Genomic DNA, 22969 nt, shown 5'->3' on the forward strand with positions numbered 1-22969 from the left:
CCACGGCATTGACAGGCGATAATCCCTGTTTAGCTTGCGGACGCAGTAGAAGTTAGGAACTTTTTGATGAACGACGCTTTCGACCGGCGGCTTTTCCTCCAGGGAGCCGTAAGTCTCTCGACCCTGATGGCACTGGGCCTTCCCACCGCAGCATTCGCCGACGAGGGCGTGCTGACCTTCGGTCCGCCTGCGCCTTTCTCCTTCGAGGGTCTGGTCGAGCGCGCCAAGAAGCTGGCGATGGAGGCCTATGTTCCGACAGAGAAGCCGGCACCGGACATCACCTCCAAGCTGACCTATGAGGAACTCGGCAAGATCAAGTTCAAGACCGAAGACGCCTTGTGGGCCAACGGTCCGGCGCCCTTCCCGGTCACCTTCTTCCATCTCGGCACCTTCTTCCAGAAGAAGGTCACCATCAATGTGGTCGAAGGCAAGAACGCCAGCGAGATCATCTACCGCAAGGCCTCCTTCGACATGCCGCCGGACAGCCCTGCCCAGGCCATGCCCGACGGCGTCGGCTTTGCCGGCTTCCGCTTCCAGGAGCCTCGCGCCGGCTCCGTCGACTGGAAGAAGAACGACTGGGTCGCCTTCCTGGGCGCCTCCTATTTCCGCGCCATCGGCGAACTCTACCAATATGGCCTGTCGGCCCGCGGCCTTGCTGTCAATGCCGCCGACCCCAACCCGCCTCATCAGGAAGAATTCCCCGATTTCAAGGAGTTCTGGCTGGAAGCGGTCCCGGGTTCCACTGACCAGGTCAAGGTCTATGCCCTCTTGGACGGCCCCTCCGTCGCCGGTGCCTTCTCCTTCCTGATGACGCGCTCCAAGGCCGTGCTGATGGACATCGAGGCACAGGTCTTCACCCGCAACGACATCAGCCGCTTCGGCCTGACGCCGCTGACCTCGATGTACTGGTTCTCCGAGACGGCCAAGCAGACCGCGATCGACTGGCGTCCCGAAGTGCACGATTCCGACGGCCTGGCCATGTGGACGGGCGGCGGCGAGCATATCTGGCGTCCGCTCAACAACGTGCCGGCCACCACCACCTCGACCTTCACCGACACCAACCCGCGCGGCTTCGGGCTACTGCAGCGCGACCGCCTGTTCGATCACTATCTCGACGGCGTCAAATATGATCTGCGCCCTTCGCTGTGGGTGGAACCGCTGGCTCCGTTCGGCGAAGGCACCGTCCAGCTCATCGAGATCCCCACCAATGACGAGATCCACGACAATGTCGTGGCGATGTGGGTGCCGAAGGATCCGGTCAAGGCAGGCCAGCAATTCACGCTGAAATACCGCCTGCATTGGGCCGCGGACGAGCCCTTCCCCACCAATCTCGCCCGCGTGGTGGCGACGAGGCTGGGCAATGGCGGCCATCCCGGCACGCAGCGCCCGGTGGGGCTGCGCAAATTCGTGATCGAATTCCTCGGCGACCCGCTCAAGGACCTGCCCTATGGCGTCAAGCCCGAGCCGATCATCACGGCCTCGCGCGGCGAACTGTCCTATATCTTCACCGAGGCGGTGCCCGACGGCATCAACGGCCATTGGCGCGCCCAGTTCGACCTGCACGCCACCGGACCGGAGCCGGTGGAACTGCGCTGCTATCTCAAGCTCGGTGACAAGGTGCTGAGCGAGACCTGGCTCTATCAGTACCACCCCTTCGCCTAGCGGCGGGACGTACTGGACATCACACTCTGGCGATCCGGGGCTGCATTGCGCCCCCGGGCGACCATTGGTTGTAGAAATGGTCGGCCCCGTCATTATCGTACCGTATGATCCGACCTGGCCCGAGGTTTTTGCGCGGATTAGAGACGAAATCGCGATGGCTCTCGGGCCAATTGCGCGTGAAATCCGGCACATTGGCAGCACTTCGGTTCCCGGTCTGGCCGCAAAACCGATCATCGACATCGATGTCGTGATATTCCAGGTTATCGATACAATAGGCCCCGGGACAGCATGACGCCCGTTTCCCTCGATACGATTTATGCTACCGTCGACCTTCTCGGGGCACAGGAGCACTATCCCGATGACGGCGTCGAGGAGCGTATCCGCCATCTCGTAAACGATGATCTGACCATGCACCGGCTTGCAGACGTCATCCCTGAGGCGTTCGGCCTGGTGCTCATTTCCCATATACCCGCCGCCTCGGGTGTGTCGCTTCCGACCTGCTTCTACGCCCAGGACGATCAGGGAGGCTGGCAACCGTTCCCCTTCAACCGCGAGCCCATTTTTGCCGTCGCCATCGAGATTGCCCAACATGTCTTTCACAACGGACCACGGCATGTAATGAAAAACATCGCGGACAGGAGCGGGCTTCTCGCCACCATAGGCAACGCTCTCGACCAAGGCGGCTCACTGGGTGGAAGCACGCTTCACGGCCCTCGGTTCTTCGGCTTGCCGGCGTCGCTCTATGAACCGATCGAGGGCGCACCACCACACCGGGCCTGATATCGGCGGTGGTGGGCCACCAACCGCGAAATTCACGCAGTCCTCCATCGGCACACCCCGTCAGGACGCAGTCCCGCTAAGCCTAATCAAGCAAGATTAGGCTATTTACAAAAAAACGATAACTTACCATAAGATCCCTATGGATCCGCGACGCAACCCCTTTGCACCCGGTGCCGGAACGCCGCCGCCCGAACTCGCGGGGCGCAAGGCGCTGCTTGAAAACAACGCCATCGCCCTCGATCGGATCCGTGCCGGCCGTGCGGCGCGCCCCAGCATTCTCTATGGTTTGCGCGGGGTGGGAAAAACCGTGCTGCTGACGGCAATCGCCAACAGGGCGGAAGCCGAAGGCATGGCCGTGGTGGCGATCGAGGCGCCGGAGAACCGTTCGCTGCCCGGCATCCTGGTCCCGGCGCTGCGGGCCGCCCTGCTTCGGCTCGATCGCATGAAACAGGCCTCGTCGGGGGTCAAGCGCGCGTTGCGGGCGCTTGCCGGCTTTGCCAAGCTGAAGGTTCGATATGACGATCTCGAAGTCGCGCTCGATTTCGAGGCCGAACCGGGCCTGGCCGACAGCGGCGATCTGGAAACCGACCTCACCGACCTTGTCCTGGCCGTGGGCGAAGCGGCCCGGGAGCGGCAATCGGCGGTGATCCTCGTCGTCGACGAACTGCAATATGTGCCCGAGGAGCAATTGGCGGCGCTCATCGGCGCCTTGCATCGTGCCAGCCAGAAGCAGCTTCCGGTGACGATGGTCGCCGCGGGGCTGCCTCAATTGCTCGGGCAGATGGGCCGCGCCAAATCCTATGCCGAGCGCCTGTTCGAGTTCGTTCCTGTCGGGCCGCTGGACATGGATGCCGCACGCGATGCCATTCGCATGCCGATCGAGCGTGAAGAGGAAGCCATTGACGACGAGGCTCTCGAACTGATCCTCACCCAGACCCAGGGCTATCCCTATTTCCTTCAGGAATGGGGCAAGCATGGCTGGGATGTCGCCGATGCCACGCCCATCACCCTCGAGGACATCGAAGTCGCAACGCGCACGGCCCTGGCGGACCTCGATGCGAGCTTCTTCCGGGTGCGTTTCGATCGGCTGACCCCTGCGGAGAAGCGCTATCTGCGGGCGATGGCGACCCTCGGACCGGGACCGCACCGTTCCGGCGACATCGCCGACACCATGGGGGTCAAGGTGTCGAGCGTCGCCCCCACGCGCAACAGCCTGATCGGCAAGGGCATGCTCTACAGCCCCGCCCATGGCGATACCGCTTTCACCGTGCCGCTCTTCGACGCCTTCATGCGCCGCGTGATGCCCGACGGCGCGGCGGCATAGGCCAGGAGGCAACGGGGAGGCAACGGGCCACCTTCCCAAATCCGGCATCTTGCTCTAGACACCCCTTTTGCCGAAGGGAGTCCCGATGCCATCCAGCACCGCGGCGGGGCAGGCCGTACCTGTCGCCATCATCATGGGAAGTCAGTCCGATTGGGCCACGATGCGTCACGCGGCGCAGACTCTGGACACGCTCGGCATCGGTTATGAAGCTCGCATCGTCTCGGCGCACCGCACGCCGGACCGCCTCTACGACTTCGCCAAATCGGCCAAGGGGAAAGGCTTCAAGCTGGTCATCGCCGGCGCCGGCGGAGCGGCCCATCTGCCCGGCATGGCCGCGGCCCTGACCCCCCTGCCCGTCTTCGGCGTCCCTGTCGAATCCAAGGCATTGTCCGGCGTCGACAGCCTGCATTCCATCGTGCAGATGCCCGCCGGCATACCGGTGGGCACCCTGGCGATCGGACGGGCTGGTGCCGTCAACGCCGCCCTGCTTGCAGCCGCCGTGCTCGCCCTCGGCGACGAAGCCCTGGCGACGCGGCTCGAGCGCTGGCGCGCCGCCCAGACGGCCGCGGTCGCCGATCACCCCGTTTCCGACGACACGGTGAAGGCATGAATGCGGTACGTGTCGGCCCGGGCGGCATGCTCGGCATTCTCGGTGGCGGTCAGCTCGGCCGCATGCTGGCCCTGGCGGCCAGCCAGCTCGGCATACGCTGCCACATCTATTGCCCTGACGATACCAGCCCTGCCTTCCAGGTCGCCGAGCGCTTCACCTGCGCGGCCTATGAGGACGAGGCGGCGTTGGCGGCATTCGCTGAAAGCGTCGACGCCATCACCTACGAGTTCGAGAACATCCCTGCCGCCGCGGCCGCCATCCTCTCCGCAGCCCGGCCGGTCCTGCCCGCCGTGCGGGCGCTGGAAACCACGGCGGACCGCCTAACGGAAAAGAGCTTCGTGCGTTCGCTCGGTATCGGCACCGCCGAATTCCGGGCCGTCGACAGCCATGCCGACCTTGCTTCCGCCGTTGCGGCCCTGGGCCGGCCCAGCGTGCTCAAGACCCGGCGCTTCGGCTATGACGGCAAGGGTCAGACCATCATCCGCCCCGGCAACGACCTCTCCGAAGCACTGGCGCGCATGGGCGGCCAGCCCGCCATCCTGGAGGCCTTCGTCCCCTTCGAGACGGAAGTCTCGGTGATCGCCGTCCGGGCCGACGACGGGGCCGTGCGCACTTACGACCTCACCGAAAATCTGCATCACGACCACATTCTCGACCAGTCGATCGTGCCTTCGCACTTTTCAGCCCTGGTCGAGGTCGAGGCCCGCGACATCGCAGCCCGGATCATCGCAGCCCTCGATTATGTCGGCGTGCTCGCCGTCGAAATGTTCGTCACCTCGGACCGCCAGGTCCTGGTCAACGAAATCGCCCCGCGCGTGCACAATTCCGGGCACTGGACGCAGGACGCCTGCCTGGTCAGCCAGTTCGAGAATCACGTGCGCGCCGTCTGTGGCTGGCCGCTCGGTTCAACCGAACGCCATTCCGATGCCGTGATGACCAATCTGATCGGCGACAGCGTGCATTCCTGGCAGGGTCTGGCCGCCGAACCGAACGCCTCGGTGCATCTCTACGGCAAGCGTGAAGCGCGTGCCGGCCGGAAAATGGGCCATGTCACCCGGATCAGCCCAAGGTCCCGCTAATTGGATCTCACCAATCCATGCTAATCAATATGGACAGCGGCGATCCCTTCTGTTATGACGCCGCTTCCAAATTCGGCGGTGCCTTGGCACCGGGTCTCTCTGTTGCCAAGCCGCCGCAGCGATTCACACCAGGATAATAGGACAGCACGCGTGCAGGTTCTCGTTCGCGATAACAATGTTGATCAGGCGCTGAAGGCGCTCAAGAAGAAGATGCAGCGTGAAGGCATCTTCCGTGAAATGAAGCTGCGCGGCCATTACGAGAAGCCGTCCGAGAAGCGCGCCCGCGAGGCTGCCGAGGCCGTTCGCCGCGCCCGCAAGCTGGCCCGCAAGAAGCTGCAGCGCGAAGGCCTGATTCCCGCAACGCCGCGCGTTGTGAAGAAGTAAGTCTGATTCTCCGAGCCATTGACTGGTTGGGACGAACGCCCGGGCAATTTGGCCGGGCGTTTGCGTTTGTGTTGCCCATGGCGTTTCGCCACCCGGTGGAATCAGCAGGAATCGCACAGGCGCATTCGAACGACGAACTCGCGCAAAGGAGCGTTTTCGCTTGAACGCACTTTGCTCTCGCGGGCGCGGCTCATCGTCAACGGGCAGATGGGCGGAGAGGCTTTACTTTCCGGCAAGGTTAATCCGGCAGATTGCACCCCGTATCGCTTTTTCCAATCTGTCCGGACCACCATGGCTCAGTTTCCGTCCTGTCCGCTGATGCGCATCGCCGCAATGCCGAACACCGGCATTGCGGGCGCCGGGATAGGACCGGTAGGATTGGGCAGCAGTTGGACCTTGGCCAGATTTACGGCCCCCTTGTAAATTCGTCTCGATGGACCCGGACCGACAAGATGACACTTTCCACGACAACCACGGCAGAGCCCCCAGCCAGAACCTCCATCTCCCGCATTGCCGCGCTCCTGATGCTGGGCGTTGCGGGCCTCGGCCTGGTCGGCTGCGCCTCCACCGGCGGCGGTGGCGATGATGGCGATGCCAGCAGCCGTCAGGTGGCATCCGCCGACATCGGTTCGCTTTCCTCGGTGATCGAAAAGAATCCCAACGATCCGGAAGCCTGGAACATGCGCGGCTCGGCCTATGCCCGTTCCAACCAGTACGGACCGGCCATTTCCGACTTCAACCGCGCGCTGCAGATCGACCCGAATTTCGTGCAGGCCCTGGCCAACCGCGCTCTGGTCTACCGCAAGACCGGCCAGACCGCCCAGGCGATGGCCGATTACAGCCAGGTGATCACCAACGATCCCAACTATGCGCCTGCCTATGTCGGCCGCGGCAATATCTACCGCCTGCAGGGCCAGACGCAGCAAGCCATGGCCGACTATGACAAGGCCATCAAGATCAAGCCCGAAACGGCCGAGGCCTATTACAATCGCGGCCTGATCCGCCAGGCCGGCGGCAATCATGAAGTGGCGATCGACGACTTCACCTCGGCGATCTCCAACGATCCGCGCGCCGAAGCCCCCTATTATTCGCGCGGCAGCTCCTATCTGCAGCTGCAGAAATACAAGGAGGCGCTGTCCGACTTCGACCAGGCCCTGCAGATCAACAACCGCAATGCCGCCTCCTGGGCCGGCCGCGGCTATGCCCAGGCCGGCTTGAACGACACCCAGAAGGCACGCGAGAGCTTCCAGCGCGCGCTGGCGATCGATTCGAGCAATGCCGCGGCCAAGAGCGGCCTCAGCCGCCTCGGCGGCGGCGCCTGACGACGGCCGCAGGCTTAGACCACGCCGAAAGAGGTGCTACGACCTTCCCCAGCCTCGGGGAAGGTGTCACTTTGCCGTCGATCCGATCGCAAGGACCGATCGGCTGTGCAGCTTCGCCACGCAGTTTTCGAAGCCCCCATTGCTGGCCGATGGCCGTGTGACGGCAGGTCTCAGGCAATCGCCATTCGACGCAGCTTGATGCCGAGGCGGCGTTCGTCCGGACCGATGCCGAGTTCCTTCGGGCTGATCGCGGTGTCCATGCCGATCGAAATTTCCAGCATCGAACCGGCCGGTGCCGGCGGAAGCGGAATCCGCAATTCGCGTATTTCTGCGGTTGCCAATATGATTTTCTCGATGAAGCCAACGGACGGTGATGAAATCGTCAGTTCCTGTCGGTGGGCCGCATCCGGCGCGAACGCATTCAGCGTCAGAACCAGTGTCGATGCCAGCGCGTCAATACAGGCGGGCAGCTGAAGAACCGCCAAGGCTCCGTCGCTCCAGACGCCATCCGGTTCCGTTCCGCTCCAGCCGAATACGCAATAGGGCTGGATATTCGTCGTCGTTTCGCCTCGCGAAAGCGGCAAGGGGGCAATGGCCGTCATCGGCCGCGGCAGCCCCCAGTTTGCCCCGAACAGATGACGCAGCGGGGGAAGCGGGGATGCTCGGCTCGGCATCTGAACGGCTTGATCGAGCAGGTCCCCCCAGAAAGGCGCGCTCGCAGCCCTGCCGTCGATGCGCTGGAACGGGCCGATCACGTCGGGCTCGACAAACTCCACATCGGGCTTGATCAGCCGGATGGCAGGCTTGTCGAAATACGCGGCTTCCGTCGCCACGCTCGATGAAAGGGTGACGATGGCCCCAAGCCAGGGAGCCGCCATCAAGGCGTAGATGTTGTCGCGCGTGAAGCGGCTAATGGGCAAAGCGCGATGCAGCATGGCAAGGTCGGGATTGCCGGGCGCGTAGGGATGCGGCTTCAGCAGAATGTGGCGTCCGGCGGCAATCTCGTTCAATCGATCGGCAAAAGGCGCTGCGCTTTGAATGCGGCTCCCGGCAATCAGGCTGCTGTCATCGGGAACCTGTCCTGCGAACACGATGGCCTCTGGCTGGGCAGGCAACGGCTGCATTCGGGCTTTGAGCTCTGCCGCGCCGGCAGCGATCTGTGCGGATGGCGCGGATTGTTCGGCCAGCCGCGCCTGAAGCAGGGGGTCGTTGCTGCGCATGCGCAGAAACAAATCCTCGCAGAAGCGGATGGGATCGACCGAGATATCAACCAGTCTTTGTCCGTTGGCATGGAGAGCGCGGATCAAATTGGGAGGCATCTCGAATCCCAGCACCAGGTCGAATGTCCGGAGCCGCTCGAGTGTCGGCATGATCAGGCCGGCGACATCCGGGTGGGAAAAGACATGCGCCCAGCCCTTCTTGTCCCGCGACCACCCATGCCGGGCCACGAGGTCCTCGAGCAGGGAAGGCTCGCCATTCGCCAGGATTGAGACACGCTCGACCTCGATTCGAAGCGGCCTCAAAATCTGGAGAAACCGATTGTAGAACCAGTGGCCGATGACGGGATCGGCCTCCGGCATGCCGAGCACGCTGGAACGAAAGATATCGTGGATGGTCGCTATTCTCATCGGTTCATTTTGGCTGAATCGAAGGATGCATCATGGCCCAGATCCTGCACGACACCCGCAGTCCGTCGAGCAATGCAGTATAGCCATGTGTGCTGCGCCGTTCCCAGAGCCTATAGGGTGTAGGCGCTTCCCAAAACCAGGGAACGGCAACCCACGCTCCATCTTCGAAGCGGCGGGAAGAATCGCACTTTGGGGCTTACATCCGACGGCATCGATCCAATATAAGGCTGAGCGAATGCGGCGGGGTAGCAGCGCCCCTTGCCGCGCGCCTGTTCTTTGCTGAAGAGCGCGCCTGCGCTCCGGAGATTGCCATGGCCGATACGATTGCCTCGCAGGATAAGACGTCCGACAAGATTCCCGTTACCGTTCTCACCGGCTATCTCGGCGCCGGCAAGACCACCCTGCTCAACCGCATCCTGACCGAGCCGCACGGCCAGCGTTTCGCCGTCATCGTCAACGAATTCGGCGAAATCGGCATCGACAACGACCTCATCGTCGACGCCGACGAAGAAGTCTTCGAGATGAACAATGGCTGCGTGTGCTGCACGGTGCGCGGCGACCTCATCCGCATCATCGACGGCCTCCTGAAGCGCAAGGGCAAGTTCGACGCCATCCTGGTGGAGACCACGGGCCTGGCCGATCCGGCACCGGTGGCCCAGACCTTCTTCGTCGACCAGGACGTCGCCGAGAAGACCCGCCTCGACGCCGTGGTCACCGTGGCCGACGCCAAATGGCTGAAGGATCGCCTCAAGGACGCGCCCGAGGCCAAGAACCAGATCGCCTTCGCCGACGTCATCGTCCTGAACAAGACCGATCTCGTCACGGCGCCGGAGCTGCATGAGGTCGAGATGCGCATCCGCGCCCTCAATCCCTATGCCAAGCTGCACAAGGCGACGCGCTCCAACGTGGCGATCGCGGACGTGCTCGGCCGCAACGCCTTCGACCTCGACCGCATCCTCGACCTGGAGCCCGCCTTCCTCGAGGTCGACGAGCATGACCATGACCACGACCATGATCATCATCACGGCCATGACCACCATCATCACCATGATCACGGCCTGAAGCACTATCACGACGAGACCATGCAATCCCTGTCGCTGAAGATCGACGGCGATGTCGACCCGGCCAAGTTCATGCCCTGGATCGACCGCATCGCCCAGAGCGAAGGCCCGAGCCTGCTGCGCTGGAAGGGCATCCTCGCCTTCAAGGACGAACCGCGCCGCTTCGTGCTGCAGGGTGTCCACATGATCGTGGACGGCGACCTCCAGCGCGACTGGAAGCCGGACGAAAAGCGCGAGTCGCGCCTGGTCTTCATCGGGCACAACCTCAACCGCGACGAACTCGAGAAGGGTTTCAAAGCCTGCGCGGCGTAGGGAGGAGATTGCACCCCTCATCCGGCTTCCGCCACCTTCTCCCGCAAGGGGAGAAGGGATTTCAATGGGATGTGTCGAGCCGAATCAAACTCCTTCTCCCCTCGCGGGAGAAGGTCCCGGCAGGGGGATGAGGGGTGAATCGCCGCGCAACCCCACAACATCCCCGCCTCTTGTCCATGAGCCCCGCCTTGAATACCACCTCCTTCCCCTCGCTGTCCGAAAGTGTCACCCCGATCGAGGCCGGCAGCCATGTGCTGGCCTGCCATTGGCTGAGCCGCACGCCCGTCTTCGCCTTGGCCGACGGCACCGTGCTCAGGGCGGAGATCGGTGAAGAGAAGCGCGATGCCCTGTTCGGCGATGCCGGCCTGCTCGCCGTCACCGCCAATGCCAATATGCTGGTGGCCGGCGGCGACGACGGGCGCATCATGGCGCTCTCTGCCAATGGCGAGATCAGCCAGGTCGGGCAAGCCGGCAACAAATGGATCGATGCGGTGGCGGTATCCGCAGGCGGCGCCACGGCCTGGTCGGCGGGCAAAGCCGTCTATGCCCGCGACGAAAAGGGCAATGTGAAGCAGTGGACGGCACCGTCCAGCGTGCGGGGCCTGGCCTTCATGCCCAAGGGCTACCGCCTCGCCATCGCCCATTACAACGGCGTCTCGGCCTGGTTCCCCAATTCGAGCGCAGCGCCTGAATTCTACGAATGGAAGGGCAGCCACCTCGACATCACGATTTCGCCCGACAACCGCTTCATCGTCACCTCCATGCAGGAAAACACCCTGCATGGCTGGACGGTCGCCGAGAAGAAGCACATGCGCATGTCGGGCTATCCCTCCAAGACGCGCTCCTTCTCCTGGTCGCATGACGGCAACTGGCTGGCGACCTCGGGCGCCGATGCCGGCATCGTCTGGCCCTTCCAGAGCAAGGACGGCCCGATGGGCAAGGCGCCGCGCGAATGCGGCATCCGCCATGCCAAGGTGACTCGGGTCGCCTTCCACCCCAAGGCGCTGGTGCTGGCGCTCGGCTATGAGGACGGCTGCGTGCTGCTCTGCCGCCTGACGGACGCCTCCGAAATCCTGGTGCGCCGCGCCATGCCCGGATCAGGCATCACGGCACTTGCCTGGGACAAGACCGGCGCCCAGCTCGCCCTCGGCGCCGAGGATGGCGCCGCCGGCATCCTTACTCTGCCCGGAGCCGCCTGAGGTGGTGTTCGGCCTGTTCCGCAAACCCAGCCAGGCCGACCGCGACAAGGCCGCCGCCATCAAGCAGATGGTGCGGGAGATCCTGGATCTCGGCGAGGACACCACTATCTCCGTTAGCGAAATCCAGTGCGGGGACGCCGCCTGCCCGGGAACCGAGACGGTGATCCTGGTGATGCAGCCGGGCGTCAAGACCAAGGCCTACAAGGTGCTGGCGCCGCTTGTCGAGGTCGAGCGAGTCCAGGTCGAACAGGCGCTGGCCGGATAGGGTGGGCATCGCTCGGCATGGCGTTCCCTGGAATCGCAAGCCAGGCCGCATGCCTCTGGATCAGCGGACGCAGGCCCTGACGCGCGACCTCAACCAGCGATGGGCCGGGTCGGCATCGAAGCGTGGGTGCCAGGCCATGGAGATGGCGACGGCGTCGGTCTTCACCGGCAGGTCGAAAGTGACCATGCCGTCGCGCAGCGGCTCGGTCAGGCGTGCGGCGACGCAGGCGATGTGATCGCTCGAGCGCACCAGCGTCAGCGCATCGGCAAAATTGGCGACGGCGACCGAAACGGTACGCGTGAAACCCAGAACGGCAAGCCCCGTATCCACCGGCCCCTCGAAGCGCCCGCGCCGCGAGACGGAGACGTGGGGAAAGCGCGCGAAAGCCTCAGGTGTCACCGGCCCGCCAGCCAGCGGATGGCCCTGCCTGATCACCCCGACGAAGCGATCATGCAGCAGGGCCTGGAGCCGAACCTCCGGCCCCATGGCGCCGATGACGCCGATGTCCAGATCGACGCTGCCTTCGCGCAGCGGTGCAACATCCTCCTTGCCCTGCGGTGCAAAGCGCACCCTGACCTTCGGCGCCTCGCGCGCCAGGGTCGTGGCGATCGCCGCGCCGAAGGCAGCGACGAAGCCGTCATTGGTGCGCAGGCAGAAACTGCGCTCCAACATCGCCGGATCGATCTCCCCCTCGCCGCGGATCACCGCCTCCGCATCGAGCACCAGGCGCCGCAGGCGCTCGCGCAATGCCTCGGCACGCGGGGTCGGCACGAGGCTGCGCCCGGCCCGCACCAGCACGGGGTCACGCAGCAAATGGCGGATGCGGGTGAGCTGGCGGCTCATGGCAGGGGCACTGAGATTCATGCGCTGCGCCGCACCGGCCACGCTGCCCTCCGAGAGCAGGGCATCGAGGGCGACCAGAAGGTTCATGTCCACCAGGGACGACGGCGTGACAGAGGCAGGACGGTTCATCGGAATCGATATCCATAAATGCATATGATGCAATCATACATTTCCATCATTGCACTGTATGCATCATTTGAAGGCACCTACAAACGGATCGACATCAGCCCGGCCTCGCCCGGGCTCACCGCTCCCCTCGGAGCCTCGAATGCGCGGTCCATCATGAATCAAGCCCTTCATTCCCATCCCGCCGCCCGGGCAGTACCCCACCGGCCTCTTCGCAGCGGCCTTGTGCTCACCGGCCTGTCCCTCGCCATCCTGCTCTCCCAGCTCGGCACCGGCATCGTCAATGTCGGCCTGCCGCATATGGTGACGGCGTTCGGCACCTCCTTCGGGGCGGTGCAATGGGTGGTGGTGAGCTATCTGCTCGTCGTCACCGCCCTGATCGTCGGCGTCGGCCGCTTCGGCGACCAGCTCGGCAAGAAGCGGCTCTATCTGGCCGGTCTCGTCATCTTCATGGCGGCCTCGGTCGCCTGCGCCCTGGCGCCCAGCCTGCCCGTGCTCATCGCAGGGCGAGCCGTGCAAGGGCTCGGCGGCGCCGTCATCATGGCCCTGTCCTTCGCCTTTGTCGGCGAGGTCTTCCCGCGGGGACGCACCGGCTTTGCCATGGGCGTGCTCTCCACCATGGTCTCGTTCGGCATCGCGCTCGGCCCCTCGCTCGGCTCGCTGGCGCTGGCCGCCTTCGGCTGGCCGGCGATGTTCTGGCTCAACCTGCCCTTCGGCCTGCTGGCTTTCGTGCTGATCAGCCGCTATCTGCCCACGGCCGTCGATGCGCCGAGGCACCCGATGCCCGCCACCCGCTTCGACTGGCTCGGCACGGCGCTGTTCGCCGCCACGCTCGCCGCCTATTGCCTGGCCATGACCCTGTCCGGTTCGCGCGGCTTTGCCGACCCGCTGGTCCTGCAGTTGATCGTCGCCGCGCTTGCCGGCCTGGTGCTCTTCCTTGCCGCCCAGGTCAAAACGGCCACGCCGCTGCTGCGTCTTGCGATGTTCCGCAATCTGCTGCTGTCGGCCAGCATGGCGATGAGCGTGCTGATCTATGCCGTGATGATGGCGACACTGGTGCTCGGCCCCTTCTTCCTCGCCAAGGTCGCCGGCCTGGATACGCGCAGCGTCGGCATGGCGATGACCGTCGGCCCGATAGCCGCGGCGCTGATGGGCGTTCCCGCCGGTTACGTCGCCGACCGTTTCGGCGCTCGAAAAACCATGGTGGCCGGCATCGGCCTGTTCACCGTCGGCACCTTCGGCATGGCCCAGCTCACGGTGAGCAACGGCTTGCCGGTCTATATCGCCGCCATCCTGCTGATCAGCATCGGCCTCGCCTTCTTCCAGACGCCGAACAACACGGCGGTGATGGCCGATGCCCGCCCCGAACAGCGCGGCCTCGTCTCCGGGCTGCTGGCGCTCTCGCGCAATCTCGGCCTGGTCACCGGCGCCTCGCTGATGGGGGCCGTCTTCGCCCTGGCGGTCGGCGGCGACAGCGCCACCGCTGCGCCCGAGGCCATCGCCCACGGCATGCGCATCGTTTTCGAATGGGGCGGCGCCATGGGCGTCCTGGCCCTCCTCCTGGCGCTCGCCACGCTCCGCCGTCGCCGCGCCTGACCTTCCTCCCACAGGACAACAGCCATGACACCCCATGACATCGATGAACGGACCGAAGCGCGTCCGGTTTCGCCCGAGCGCCGCCTGCACGTCGCCGAAGTCCGCACCACCAGGCAACTGACCCCGCATATGCAGCGCATCACCCTCGCGAGCACGGCCCTGGTGCATTTTCTGGCAAACAAGCCCGCCCAATGGGTGAAGGTCTTCGTACCGACGCCCGGTTTGGAACGGCCGAGCGGCCGCGCCTATACCATCCGCGCCTTCCGCCAGGCCGAGGGTGAGATGGATATCGACTTCGTCCTGCATGGCGATGGCCCCTGCTCGCTCTGGGCCGCACAGGCAAAACCCGGCGACGTCATCCAGATCGCCGGGCCTCGCAGCGGCTTCCGGCTCGAGCCCGAGTTGCGCCATCTCCTGATCGGCGGCGACGAGACCGCCCTGCCGGCCATCGGTGCCATCATCGAGGCGTTGCCGGCGGGTCTCACGGTGGAGGCTTTCGTCGAAATCCCCGATCCCGCCGATATCCAGATCCTGCATACGCAGGCGCAGCTTCATCTCACCTGGCTGCCTCGCCACGGCTTGCCGGCCGGCGTCGGCACGGCTCTGCAGGATGCCATGATGGCGGCGGTGCTGCCCCCGCAGGCGAGCCAGGTATGGCTCGCTGCCGAAGCCGGCACCGTGCGCACGCTGCGCCGTCACTTCCAGCTCGATCTCGGCCTCGATCGCCGCCGCATCACCGCATCCGGTTACTGGAAGAAGGGCGAGACCGATTTCCGGGATCGCGACGGCGACCAGTGAGCCGGCACGGCGGCTTGTGTCGCCACTCTATGCCCTGCGCTTTTCCAGTGCATCGACATAGCGCGTCAGCGGGAAGCAGATCACGAAGAAGATCAGCGCCACGAAGCCATAGACGGTGAAGGGCTGGAAGGTGGCGTTGTTGATGGCGTTGGCCGTGCGCAGCAATTCCTCGAAGCCGATGATCGAGGTCAGCGCCGTGCTCTTCACCAGCTGCACCAGGAAGCCGACGGTCGGAGCGCGCGTCATCGAGAGCACTTGCGGCAAGACAATCAGGCGCAACTGCCGCCAATAGTGCAGGCCGAGGCTCGCGCTCGCCTCCCACTGGCCGCGCGGCAGGGCTTCGACGCCGCCACGCCAGATCTCGGCCAGGAAGGCGCTGGCGCACAGGGTGAGGCCGAGCACCGCCGTCAGCCAGGGATCGATGCGCAGGCCGATGCGCGGCAGGCCGAAGAAGACCAGGAAGAGCTGGAGCAGGAGCGGCGTGCCCTGGAACAGCCCGATATACCATTCGGCCGGTCGGCTCAGCCATTTGCGACGGTCGATGCGCGCGATCAGAATGGCGAGGCCGACCAGGCCGCCGCCGATGAAGGCGACGATCGAGAGAAGCACGGTCCAGCGGGCGGCCAGCATCAGGTTGCGGGCAATGTCCCAGAAGGTGAACTCGATCATGCCAGGCCTCCGAACAGGTAGCGACGGCCGCCGAACTGCAGCAGGCGCCGCAGGGCGATGCTCAGCACCAGATAGATCAGGGCCACCACCAGATAGGTCTCGAACGGCAGGAAGGTGCGGGCCTGGATGAGGTCGGCCTCATAGGTCAGCTCCTTCACGGCGATCTGCGAGACGGCGGCCGATTCCAGCATCATGATGACGATCTGGCTGCTGAGCGCGGGAAAGATCACCTTGAGGGCCTGAGGCAGCACGATCTTGACGAAGACCTGGCGGGGGCGCAGGCCGAGCGCAAGCCCTGCCTCCTTCTGCCCTCGCGAAACGGCATCGAGCCCCGCCCCGACGATCTCGATGCCATAGGCCGTGAGGTTGATAGTGACAGCCAGGATGGCGACCACCAGGGGATTGAGCAGGATGCCCACTGTCGGCAGCCCGAAGAAGATGAAGAACATCTGCACGATGAAGGGCGTGTTGCGGATCAGCTCCACATAGGCAGTCACCGCATAGCGCAACGGCGCCTGGCGGCTGCGCCGGGCGGCCGCCCCGAGAACGCTGAGGATGATGCCGAGCAGGGCCGAGACCAGGATCATCAGGATCGTGATCCCCGCCCCCCTTGCGATTGCGGCGAAGGCCTCGCCGAGCCAGCCGAAGTCGAGACTACTGCCCATTACAAGGCCCTTCCCCTCAAAGCCGCGCCGCACCGACGGCTGTGCATTTGACCGATCCACCGATGTCTTCGTCATTCCCGGCACCGCCGAAGGCGGGGGGAAGGGAATCCAGGGGCAATCGCGACGGCGTTGGCCCTTGGATCCCCTTTCCGGGCCTTTGGCCCGCCGGTGATGACAGATCGAACATCTGCCTTGGCATCAGTCCTTGAGATCCTTGGGGTCGAGCGGCTTCTGCAACCACTTCACCGAGATCTCGTTGAGCTTGCCATCCGCCAGCAGCTTGGCGACGGCATCATTGAGGGCCTGCTTGAGGCGCGGTTCGTTCTTGTTGATGGCGATATGGTCGGGCGAGGACAGAAGCTGGAACTTCTGCTCGGGCTTGAGGTCCACCCGCTTGGCCAGCACCTGCGAGCCGACATCGTTGCCCACCACCATCACCTGGGCCTGGCCGGAGAGGAAGGCCTGGATCACCGAGTTATAATTGTCGAAGCGGCGGACATCGGCCGATGCAGGAACCACTGCCGTCAGCGAGGTGTCCTCCAGCGTGCCGCGATTGACGGCGATGGACTTGTCGGCCAGGTCTTCCTTGCCGCTGACCTTGAGGGCCTGCGGGCCGATCACGGCGATATAATAGGGCGCGTAGGCCGAGACATAGTCGACCACCTTCTCGCGCTCGGCGCTGTAGCCGACGCTCATCAGGAGGTCGACGCGCTTTTCGGTCAGGAAGGGAATGCGATTCTGGCCGGTCACGCTGACCAGGTTGAGCTTGACCTTCAGTCCGTCGGCGAGGATCTGCGCGACGTCGATGTCATAGCCCTTCAGGCTCATGTCCGGGTTGACCGAAGAGAAGGGCGGGAAGTCGGCGAAGACGCCGACATTGATCACGCCGGCCTTGGTGATGTCGTCGAGCGCATCGGCCTTGGCGGCGAGGCTGCCCGCGAACAAGGCGGCCGTCAGGGCAGCCGCGCGCAGGATGTTGCGAAGGATCATGATGTCGTTCCTTTCTCTGGATGGTTGATGGTAACGGCAGGCAAAGGCTCAGGCGGCGACCGGCACGACCACGCAGCCCTCCGCCGGCAGGCCGACGATCACAGGCTGCCCGGGGCCGTGCGCCTCGCCGCTGCGGTTGGGCTGGACGGCAAGCACCTGCCCGCCGCCCTGTAGTTCGACGAGGATCTGCCGCATGGCACCGAGCGGCGTCACCTCCAGCACCTGGCCGGGAATGCGGTTGCGCTCACCGGAAGTGGCTGCGGCCTGCAACGGCATCAGATCAATGCTTTCGGGCCGCACGCACAGATCCACCTCCCCGCGCCCGGTGGCATCGTCGAAGGTGGAGACCACCAGCTTCATGCCATTGGCGCCGACAAAGGCGGCAAGCCCGTTGCCATGGGCTTCCAGGCGGCCGCGGAACCAGTTGGCCCGGCCCATGAATTCGGCCACGAAGCGTGAGCGCGGCTGGCCATAGACCTCGTTGGGCGGGCCGGCCTGCACGATCGTGCCGCTTTTCATCACGAAGACCCGTTCGCCCAGGCTCATCGCCTCCTCCTGGTCATGGGTGACCACGATGGTGGTGGCGTCGACGGCGGCGAGCACCTGCTTGAGCTCGGCCCGCAATTCCTGGCGCAATTTGGCATCGAGTGCAGAGAGCGGCTCGTCGAGCAGGACCAGGCCGGGGCGCGTGGCCAGGGCGCGGGCCAGGGCGACGCGCTGCTGCTGGCCGCCTGAAAGCTGATGGGGCTTGCGATGGCCGAAATCCGGCAGGCGCACCAGCTCCAGCATCTGGGCGACGCGGTCGTCGATCTCGTTGCGCGGGCAGCCCCGGTAGCGCAGCCCATAGGCGACGTTCTCGGCGATGGTCATGTGCGGGAACAGCGCATAATGCTGGAACAGGAGGCCGACATTGCGCTGATAGGGCCGGAGCCGGGTGACGTCCTCGCCGGCGATGCGCACCACGCCGGAATCGGGTCGTTCGAAACCGGCGATGATGCGCAGGATGGTGGTCTTGCCGCAGCCGCTCGGGCCGAGCAGGGCGACGGTCTCGCCACCGGCGATCGAGAAGGAAACGCCGTCGACCGCCGTCACATCGCCGAAATGCTTGACGGCATTGATGAATTCCACGGAGTTCGCCATGTCTGGCTCCTGTTACCTGAACATGCCCTGCCCGATCAGCCGGTCGAAACCGACGAGGCGTTCGAGGATGATGATGAGGATGGCGGTGATGCCGACCAGCAGCACGGCGGCGGCCGCGATGGTGAGGTCGAAGGAGGCCCGCATATTGCTCACCAGCGCCACCGGCAGCGTGTAGGTGGTGGGATCGGTAAGGAAGAGGCTGACGGCGACGTCATCCATCGAGATCGCGAAAGTAAAGACGGCGCCGGTGACGATGCCGGTGCGGATCAAGGGCAGGGTGACGCTCCAGAAGGCCTGCTTCTCCGTGGCCCCCAGGATCAGGGCAGCCTCGGTCAGGCGCTTGTCGCGGCCGACCAGGCTCGCCAAAGTGGCGCGCAGGGCATAGGGCAGCGTGATGATGATGTGCCCGGCCAGCAGGCGCGGAAAGCCGCTGACCACGCCGATCTTGGAGAGGAACAGCAGCAGGGCGAAACCCGTCACCACAGCCGGCACGATCAGCGGCGACAGGAAGGCCCCCATGATCACGCCCTTGCCGCGGAACTCGCCGCGATCGAGCCCCACGGCGGCCGCGGTGCCGATCACCACGTTGATGACGGTCGCCAGCACGGCGATCTCGAGGCTGGTGGTCAGGCCATCAACGACATAATCCTGCGAGAACAGCTTTTCGAACCAGTGCAGCGACAGGCCTGGCGGCGGCAGTGGCCCGAGATAGTCGCGGGCGTCGAAGGCGAGCAGCCCCGCCACCAACAGCGGCACGATCAGGAAGACCAGGCCGAGCCCGATCACCATGTTGGTGCCGGTAATGGCGAGGCGATCGCCCCACACTTTGGCATTGCCGTCGGCGGTCATGCGCTTTTCCTCCGGCCATGCTGCACGAGCGAGACCAGATAGACGACGATCAGGGTCAGGATCAGCATGGTGATCGAGACGGCGGCGCCGCTGGGATAGTTGGAGACGTCGCTAAAGCGGTTGTAGATCACGTTGGAGATGAACAGCACCCGCCCCTTGCCGAGCACCATCGGAATGACGAAGGCGCTGATCGAGAAGGTCAGCGAGACCAGGAAGGACGACACCAGCGCCGGCAGGCTGCGCCGCAGGGTGATGTCGAGATGGGCGCGCCAGGCCGGCGCCCCCAGGGACTGGGCGGCATCGATCAGGCGCGGGTCGAGATTCTGCACCGTGCCCATCAAGGTCAGCACGCTGATCGGGATCACCGCATGCAACAGCCCTGCCCCGACCAGGGTCTCGATATACCAGCGGCTGGTGGGCGCGATGCCGAGCAGGGTCAGAAGAGGCCTGATAATGCCGACCGAGCCGAAGGTCAGCTCCAGCGCATAGGTACGCACCAGCATGGAGAGCAGCACCAGCGTGATCATCAGGCCGATGCAGGCAACCCGCCCGCGCGGCGAGAAGCGGCGCACGATGCCATAGGCGATCGGGAAGGCGATGATGAGGCCGACGAGCGAGGCAGCGACGCTGATGCGGAAGGTCTCCACCAGCACACCCGCGAAGGACGGGCTGGCCAGCTCGCGATAATTGTCGAGTACGAAGGGCGAATCCGCCGCCGAACCGATGCGTCCCGGCACGAATTGACGGAAGCTCTCCAAAGCGAGGTCGATCAGCGGTGCGACGAAGATCAGGGCAAAGACTGCGAGCGCCGGCACGAGCAGCAGTATCGCGCCACGATTGGGCGATGACGTCGTGGGGCTGGCCGTCAAAAGGGCTGGGGCCGACAAGGCGAAATCCTCCTGCAGACGGAGCGGGCAATCCGGAGGTCAGGGCTGGCTTCATGGTCGCGACGCCAGCCACCCCTTCGCCCCGTCGTTACGGGGAGAAGGTAGGGATGAGGGGCAGCGTGACCTTAGTGATTAAGCGCTTTGCGAAGCCCCTCACCTCTATCCTCTCCCCGTAAGGACGGGGCGAGGGGGGCACACGCGTCGCACTCTTTCGTTAAGTCCGTCATCTCGCGCGACCCGCAAGGCTGTTGCCTACTAGGCCGGAGATCGATTCCGATGCGCCCACTCGAAGTTACTTCACAGCAGCGGGGCGATGTCGGCTTCCCAGCGCTTGGCCCAGGCGTCCTGGTTGGAGAGCACCACATTGTAGTCGGGCACATGGACGAACTCGTCCATTTCGGCCGGGGTGAAGATCAGGTGCTTGAGATTGTCGGGCTTTTCGGCCTTGGCGTTGAGCGGCGCTTCGCCCGCAACCTTGGCGTAGAGCGTGTTCATAGCCGGGCTGATGGCGAAATTGATGAAGTCCAGCGTCGCCTTGAGGTTGGGCCGGTTCTTCAGCACGGCAAAGCCGCTCTGATAGAGGAAGGTCGCCATGCCCTTCTGCTTGGTCAGGCGGGTCACCGGGAAGTTCTTGGCGACCGCCGCCCAGCTCGGTTCGGCGAAGAAGCCGACCGAGGTTTCGCCCGCGGTGAAGGAATTGGTGAAGTCGACATCGGTCACCGCGATGCGGCCGATATTGCCGGACTTGGCCAGGTCCGCCATCAGCTTCCAGCCCGGTTCCATGTTCTTCTCGTCGCCGCCGCCATGCAGGGCCAGCGCCACGATCTGCAGCATCATGCTCTGGGTCGGGCCCGGCCAGCAGATGGCGCCCTTCAGCTTGGGATCGAACAGGTCGTCGATCTTGGTGACCGGCATCGGCACGGTGTCGGTGCGATAGCCGAAATACATGCCGCCGACGGCGCGCGGCACCGCCATGATGCCACCCTTGTCGTTCTTGATGATCATCTTGGCGGGGATGTCGGCGAGATTGGGAATGTCGGCCGGGTTGACGGTCTCCAGCCAGTCTTCCTTGATCATCGAGTTGAAGGAACCTTCCCAGCCGGCGACATAGTCGAAATCGGTGCGTGGCCAGATCGCCTTGATCTTGGGCAGGATGGCGGCGGCGCCGCCCTGGTGCAGCACCCAGTCGATCTCGGCTGCGCTTTGCTGGGCGGCGATTTCCTTCATCGCCTTGACGACGTCGCCGCCCCATTCGACGGCGGTCAGCTTGGTGCCGGCGGCCCGGGCCGGTGCGGCCTGCCCCAGCAAGACGGGCAGGCTCAGCGAGCCCATGAGAGCGAGCAGGTTCCTGCGCGACAGTTCGACCATGATGTTCCCCTCGGTAGCGATCACCATGTCCTCGTCGTGGATCGACTGTTATGGACAGGTTCAGGCGAGGCCAAGGGGGCCCGAAAAAGGCCGCCTGCGGTAGCCGGATAATTCGCGTGAGGGTATAAGCGTTGCTGAATGCCCCCGGACATGCGGATTGTCTCATACCGACGATACCGAGTGTCTGTTTGTCGTCCCCGGCGAGGCCACAGACCTCGGGAAGGGGATCCAGCGGCCAACGGTTTCAATACCTTAGCCCCTTCCCCTCGCTTCGCTCGGCCGGGGATGACAAAACATTCGCCCAGATCGATATCAGGCGTGTGCAAGCTCGACTTCTCGTGGCGATCTTATCGAGCTCGGGTCGCCTATTGAAAACAGCTCAGGCGTGGCCGAGCTCGACCTGGCGCAGCACGAAATCGGCCAGGAAACGCGATTCCTCGCGCGCGCCGCTGCGGACATAGAGACCGATATCGACCCGGGCCGAGCCCGGCATGTCGATGGTCTTGTCGAGGGCACGGCAGCCCTCGGGAATGGTTGCCGCAATCATCGGACCGATGCCGATGCCCACGCGCACCGCCGTCGCCATCGCCACCAAAGTCGAGGCCTCGCAGACGATGCGCCAGTTGCGGTTGCGCATGGCCAGCGTCGCCATGGCCGGTCCGCGCCAGGGACAGCTTTCCACGAACATGATCACGGGCAGCGGCGTGTCCGGCGTGAACTCGATGTCGGAGCGCCCGACCCAGTGCAGATATTCGTTCCACACATGCGCCGGCTTGCGGCTGCAGCGGCTGGTATCGCAGACCGCGATGTCGAGTTCGTCATTCTCCAGCATGGCGGCCAGCCGCGCATTGGATTCGACCAGGATGTCGATGTCGACCCGGGCATTCTTGTCACGGAAATCGCGGAGAATCTCGATCAGCCGGGTGGCGGCGAAATCCTCGACCACGCCGAGGCGGATGCGCCCCTCGATCTGCCGGCCGTTCAGGCGCTTGCCGACCTCGTCGGTCAAGGTGAGGATCTCGCGGGCATAGGGCACCAGGAGGAGCCCGTCCGCGGTCAGCGTCAGCCCCTTGGGGCTGCGCTCGAACAGGTCCGATCCAACCAGGGCTTCGAGCTTGCGGATCTGCATGCTGACCGCGGCCTGCGTGCGATGCAGCGACAGCGCCGCGCCGTTCACCGTCCCCACTTCGGCGACGGAGAGAAAGGCGCGAAGCAGGTAGGGATCGAGGTTCAGCATGCGGAGTGCGGCGAAGAGCCGGCAAGCCGGATGGGCGGGACGCATGACGGCGGCACGTGCGCCGCGGGGCGCCGGATAGGGTGGTCCATGCTCTCGATCCCCTGGTCTGGCGTCCCCGCCTGTGCCGGCCGGCCCTTTCAAGGCCCAGGACGCTTGTGGGCATTGTTCCATACCG

General features: G+C 64.7%; 23 protein-coding genes. 13 read left to right on the plus strand and 10 right to left on the minus strand.

Annotation, left to right across the window (positions count from 1 at the left end; all coding sequences use genetic code 11):
• The first annotated feature begins 66 nt into the window (after positions 1–66).
• The 8 genes from ACIGJE_RS24565 (at position 67) to ACIGJE_RS24600 (ending at position 7161) form a co-directional block, all read left to right on the plus strand.
• On the plus strand, positions 67–1662 hold the full coding sequence (locus tag ACIGJE_RS24565) for an OpgD/OpgG family glucan biosynthesis protein (RefSeq protein ID WP_415084656.1): 1596 nt from the start codon (positions 67–69) through the stop codon (positions 1660–1662).
• Positions 1663–1738: 76 nt separating this feature from the next.
• Positions 1739–1954, plus strand: a complete 216-nt coding sequence (locus ACIGJE_RS24570) for a GrpB family protein (RefSeq protein ID WP_415084654.1) — start codon at positions 1739–1741, stop codon at positions 1952–1954.
• Positions 1951–2442, plus strand: a complete 492-nt coding sequence (locus ACIGJE_RS24575) for a hypothetical protein (RefSeq protein WP_394312993.1) — start codon at positions 1951–1953, stop codon at positions 2440–2442. Before ACIGJE_RS24570 ends, ACIGJE_RS24575 begins: the two co-directional genes overlap by 4 nt.
• A gap of 139 nt (positions 2443–2581) precedes the next feature.
• Entirely contained in the window at positions 2582–3766 is a 1185-nt protein-coding gene (locus ACIGJE_RS24580; RefSeq protein ID WP_394312992.1) for an AAA family ATPase, read from the plus strand.
• Between the two features lie 85 nt (positions 3767–3851).
• The gene (gene purE / locus ACIGJE_RS24585) at positions 3852–4376 is read left to right on the plus strand and encodes a 5-(carboxyamino)imidazole ribonucleotide mutase (protein WP_311940044.1); all 525 of its coding nucleotides are present in this window, start codon (positions 3852–3854) and stop codon (positions 4374–4376) included.
• The gene (locus tag ACIGJE_RS24590) at positions 4373–5455 is read left to right on the plus strand and encodes a 5-(carboxyamino)imidazole ribonucleotide synthase (RefSeq protein ID WP_415084651.1); all 1083 of its coding nucleotides are present in this window, start codon (positions 4373–4375) and stop codon (positions 5453–5455) included. Before purE ends, ACIGJE_RS24590 begins: the two co-directional genes overlap by 4 nt.
• A gap of 150 nt (positions 5456–5605) precedes the next feature.
• Positions 5606–5839: a 30S ribosomal protein S21 gene (gene rpsU, locus ACIGJE_RS24595; RefSeq protein WP_068285423.1), complete on the plus strand. Its 234-nt coding sequence runs from the start codon at positions 5606–5608 to the stop codon at positions 5837–5839.
• 452 nt (positions 5840–6291) lie between these two features.
• Positions 6292–7161: a tetratricopeptide repeat protein gene (locus ACIGJE_RS24600; RefSeq protein WP_311940048.1), complete on the plus strand. Its 870-nt coding sequence runs from the start codon at positions 6292–6294 to the stop codon at positions 7159–7161.
• 170 nt (positions 7162–7331) lie between these two features.
• Here ACIGJE_RS24600 and ACIGJE_RS24605 read toward each other — a convergent pair whose 3' ends face one another.
• Positions 7332–8741, minus strand: coding sequence for a hypothetical protein (locus tag ACIGJE_RS24605; protein ID WP_483678935.1), 1410 nt, complete (start codon positions 8739–8741; stop codon positions 7332–7334).
• 359 nt (positions 8742–9100) lie between these two features.
• On the opposite strand from ACIGJE_RS24605, the gene ACIGJE_RS24610 reads away from it, so the two are divergent.
• The 3 genes from ACIGJE_RS24610 to ACIGJE_RS24620 all read left to right on the plus strand — a co-directional run bounded on the left by ACIGJE_RS24610 (position 9101) and on the right by ACIGJE_RS24620 (position 11626).
• On the plus strand, positions 9101–10162 hold the full coding sequence (locus ACIGJE_RS24610) for a CobW family GTP-binding protein (protein ID WP_311940052.1): 1062 nt from the start codon (positions 9101–9103) through the stop codon (positions 10160–10162).
• Positions 10163–10350: 188 nt separating this feature from the next.
• Positions 10351–11361 carry a WD40 repeat domain-containing protein gene (locus tag ACIGJE_RS24615; protein WP_376717723.1) on the plus strand — a complete coding sequence of 337 codons (1011 nt, stop codon included), beginning with the start codon at positions 10351–10353 and terminating at the stop codon, positions 11359–11361.
• A gap of 1 nt (position 11362) precedes the next feature.
• On the plus strand, positions 11363–11626 hold the full coding sequence (locus ACIGJE_RS24620) for a hypothetical protein (protein ID WP_311940055.1): 264 nt from the start codon (positions 11363–11365) through the stop codon (positions 11624–11626).
• A 60-nt stretch (positions 11627–11686) separates the two neighbouring features.
• Here ACIGJE_RS24620 and ACIGJE_RS24625 read toward each other — a convergent pair whose 3' ends face one another.
• Positions 11687–12598, minus strand: a complete 912-nt coding sequence (locus ACIGJE_RS24625) for a LysR family transcriptional regulator (RefSeq protein WP_367625427.1) — start codon at positions 12596–12598, stop codon at positions 11687–11689.
• 153 nt (positions 12599–12751) lie between these two features.
• Between ACIGJE_RS24625 and ACIGJE_RS24630 the strand changes: the two genes are divergently transcribed.
• Both ACIGJE_RS24630 and ACIGJE_RS24635 read left to right on the plus strand, forming a co-directional pair.
• Positions 12752–14191 (plus strand): MFS transporter, encoded by a 1440-nt coding sequence (locus ACIGJE_RS24630; RefSeq protein ID WP_311940059.1) that lies wholly within the window; start codon positions 12752–12754, stop codon positions 14189–14191.
• A 24-nt stretch (positions 14192–14215) separates the two neighbouring features.
• Positions 14216–14989 carry a siderophore-interacting protein gene (locus ACIGJE_RS24635; protein ID WP_367625426.1) on the plus strand — a complete coding sequence of 258 codons (774 nt, stop codon included), beginning with the start codon at positions 14216–14218 and terminating at the stop codon, positions 14987–14989.
• Positions 14990–15016: 27 nt separating this feature from the next.
• Here the strand turns inward: ACIGJE_RS24635 and ACIGJE_RS24640 are convergent, their stop codons facing one another.
• From ACIGJE_RS24640 to ACIGJE_RS24675, 8 genes are all read right to left on the minus strand, one after another.
• Positions 15017–15658 (minus strand): amino acid ABC transporter permease, encoded by a 642-nt coding sequence (locus tag ACIGJE_RS24640; protein ID WP_311940062.1) that lies wholly within the window; start codon positions 15656–15658, stop codon positions 15017–15019.
• The gene (locus tag ACIGJE_RS24645) at positions 15655–16323 is read right to left on the minus strand and encodes an amino acid ABC transporter permease (RefSeq protein ID WP_311940064.1); all 669 of its coding nucleotides are present in this window, start codon (positions 16321–16323) and stop codon (positions 15655–15657) included. Before ACIGJE_RS24645 ends, ACIGJE_RS24640 begins: the two co-directional genes overlap by 4 nt.
• A gap of 198 nt (positions 16324–16521) precedes the next feature.
• Positions 16522–17313, minus strand: a complete 792-nt coding sequence (locus ACIGJE_RS24650; protein WP_149252043.1) for a transporter substrate-binding domain-containing protein — start codon at positions 17311–17313, stop codon at positions 16522–16524.
• A gap of 48 nt (positions 17314–17361) precedes the next feature.
• On the minus strand, positions 17362–18453 hold the full coding sequence (locus ACIGJE_RS24655) for an ABC transporter ATP-binding protein (RefSeq protein WP_149252044.1): 1092 nt from the start codon (positions 18451–18453) through the stop codon (positions 17362–17364).
• 12 nt (positions 18454–18465) lie between these two features.
• Complete coding sequence (locus tag ACIGJE_RS24660; RefSeq protein ID WP_415084632.1) at positions 18466–19302, minus strand: ABC transporter permease; 837 nt, start codon at positions 19300–19302, stop codon at positions 18466–18468.
• On the minus strand, positions 19299–20189 hold the full coding sequence (locus ACIGJE_RS24665) for an ABC transporter permease (protein ID WP_415084630.1): 891 nt from the start codon (positions 20187–20189) through the stop codon (positions 19299–19301). The genes ACIGJE_RS24660 and ACIGJE_RS24665 overlap by 4 nt, the downstream gene beginning before the upstream one ends.
• 297 nt (positions 20190–20486) lie before the next feature.
• A complete protein-coding gene (locus tag ACIGJE_RS24670) occupies positions 20487–21521 on the minus strand; it encodes an ABC transporter substrate-binding protein (protein WP_394313160.1) in 1035 nt (344 codons plus the stop codon).
• A gap of 415 nt (positions 21522–21936) precedes the next feature.
• The gene (locus ACIGJE_RS24675; RefSeq protein WP_311940155.1) at positions 21937–22794 is read right to left on the minus strand and encodes a LysR substrate-binding domain-containing protein; all 858 of its coding nucleotides are present in this window, start codon (positions 22792–22794) and stop codon (positions 21937–21939) included.
• Positions 22795–22969: the final 175 nt, after the last annotated feature.

The organism is Labrys sp. E2SS-1L (assembly GCF_057073705.1).

What these genes read in the sequence shown, in the direction of transcription:
- ACIGJE_RS24570 (WP_415084654.1), top strand. Translation starts at nt 1,739, where the DNA reads ATGGTCGGCCCCGTCATTATCGTACCGTATGATCCGACCTGGCCCGAG.
- ACIGJE_RS24660 (WP_415084632.1), bottom strand. Translation starts at nt 19,302, where the DNA reads ATGACCGCCGACGGCAATGCCAAAGTGTGGGGCGATCGCCTCGCCATT.
- ACIGJE_RS24655 (WP_149252044.1), bottom strand. Translation starts at nt 18,453, where the DNA reads ATGGCGAACTCCGTGGAATTCATCAATGCCGTCAAGCATTTCGGCGAT.
- ACIGJE_RS24630 (WP_311940059.1), top strand. Translation starts at nt 12,752, where the DNA reads ATGAATCAAGCCCTTCATTCCCATCCCGCCGCCCGGGCAGTACCCCAC.
- ACIGJE_RS24600 (WP_311940048.1), top strand. Translation starts at nt 6,292, where the DNA reads ATGACACTTTCCACGACAACCACGGCAGAGCCCCCAGCCAGAACCTCC.
- ACIGJE_RS24670 (WP_394313160.1), bottom strand. Translation starts at nt 21,521, where the DNA reads ATGGGCTCGCTGAGCCTGCCCGTCTTGCTGGGGCAGGCCGCACCGGCC.
- ACIGJE_RS24645 (WP_311940064.1), bottom strand. Translation starts at nt 16,323, where the DNA reads ATGGGCAGTAGTCTCGACTTCGGCTGGCTCGGCGAGGCCTTCGCCGCA.
- ACIGJE_RS24635 (WP_367625426.1), top strand. Translation starts at nt 14,216, where the DNA reads ATGACACCCCATGACATCGATGAACGGACCGAAGCGCGTCCGGTTTCG.
- ACIGJE_RS24675 (WP_311940155.1), bottom strand. Translation starts at nt 22,794, where the DNA reads ATGCTGAACCTCGATCCCTACCTGCTTCGCGCCTTTCTCTCCGTCGCC.
- ACIGJE_RS24640 (WP_311940062.1), bottom strand. Translation starts at nt 15,658, where the DNA reads ATGATCGAGTTCACCTTCTGGGACATTGCCCGCAACCTGATGCTGGCC.
- ACIGJE_RS24565 (WP_415084656.1), top strand. Translation starts at nt 67, where the DNA reads ATGAACGACGCTTTCGACCGGCGGCTTTTCCTCCAGGGAGCCGTAAGT.
- ACIGJE_RS24590 (WP_415084651.1), top strand. Translation starts at nt 4,373, where the DNA reads ATGAATGCGGTACGTGTCGGCCCGGGCGGCATGCTCGGCATTCTCGGT.
- ACIGJE_RS24605 (WP_483678935.1), bottom strand. Translation starts at nt 8,741, where the DNA reads ATGCCGGAGGCCGATCCCGTCATCGGCCACTGGTTCTACAATCGGTTT.
- ACIGJE_RS24580 (WP_394312992.1), top strand. Translation starts at nt 2,582, where the DNA reads ATGGATCCGCGACGCAACCCCTTTGCACCCGGTGCCGGAACGCCGCCG.
- ACIGJE_RS24650 (WP_149252043.1), bottom strand. Translation starts at nt 17,313, where the DNA reads ATGATCCTTCGCAACATCCTGCGCGCGGCTGCCCTGACGGCCGCCTTG.
- purE (WP_311940044.1), top strand. Translation starts at nt 3,852, where the DNA reads ATGCCATCCAGCACCGCGGCGGGGCAGGCCGTACCTGTCGCCATCATC.
- ACIGJE_RS24610 (WP_311940052.1), top strand. Translation starts at nt 9,101, where the DNA reads ATGGCCGATACGATTGCCTCGCAGGATAAGACGTCCGACAAGATTCCC.
- ACIGJE_RS24575 (WP_394312993.1), top strand. Translation starts at nt 1,951, where the DNA reads ATGACGCCCGTTTCCCTCGATACGATTTATGCTACCGTCGACCTTCTC.
- ACIGJE_RS24625 (WP_367625427.1), bottom strand. Translation starts at nt 12,598, where the DNA reads ATGAACCGTCCTGCCTCTGTCACGCCGTCGTCCCTGGTGGACATGAAC.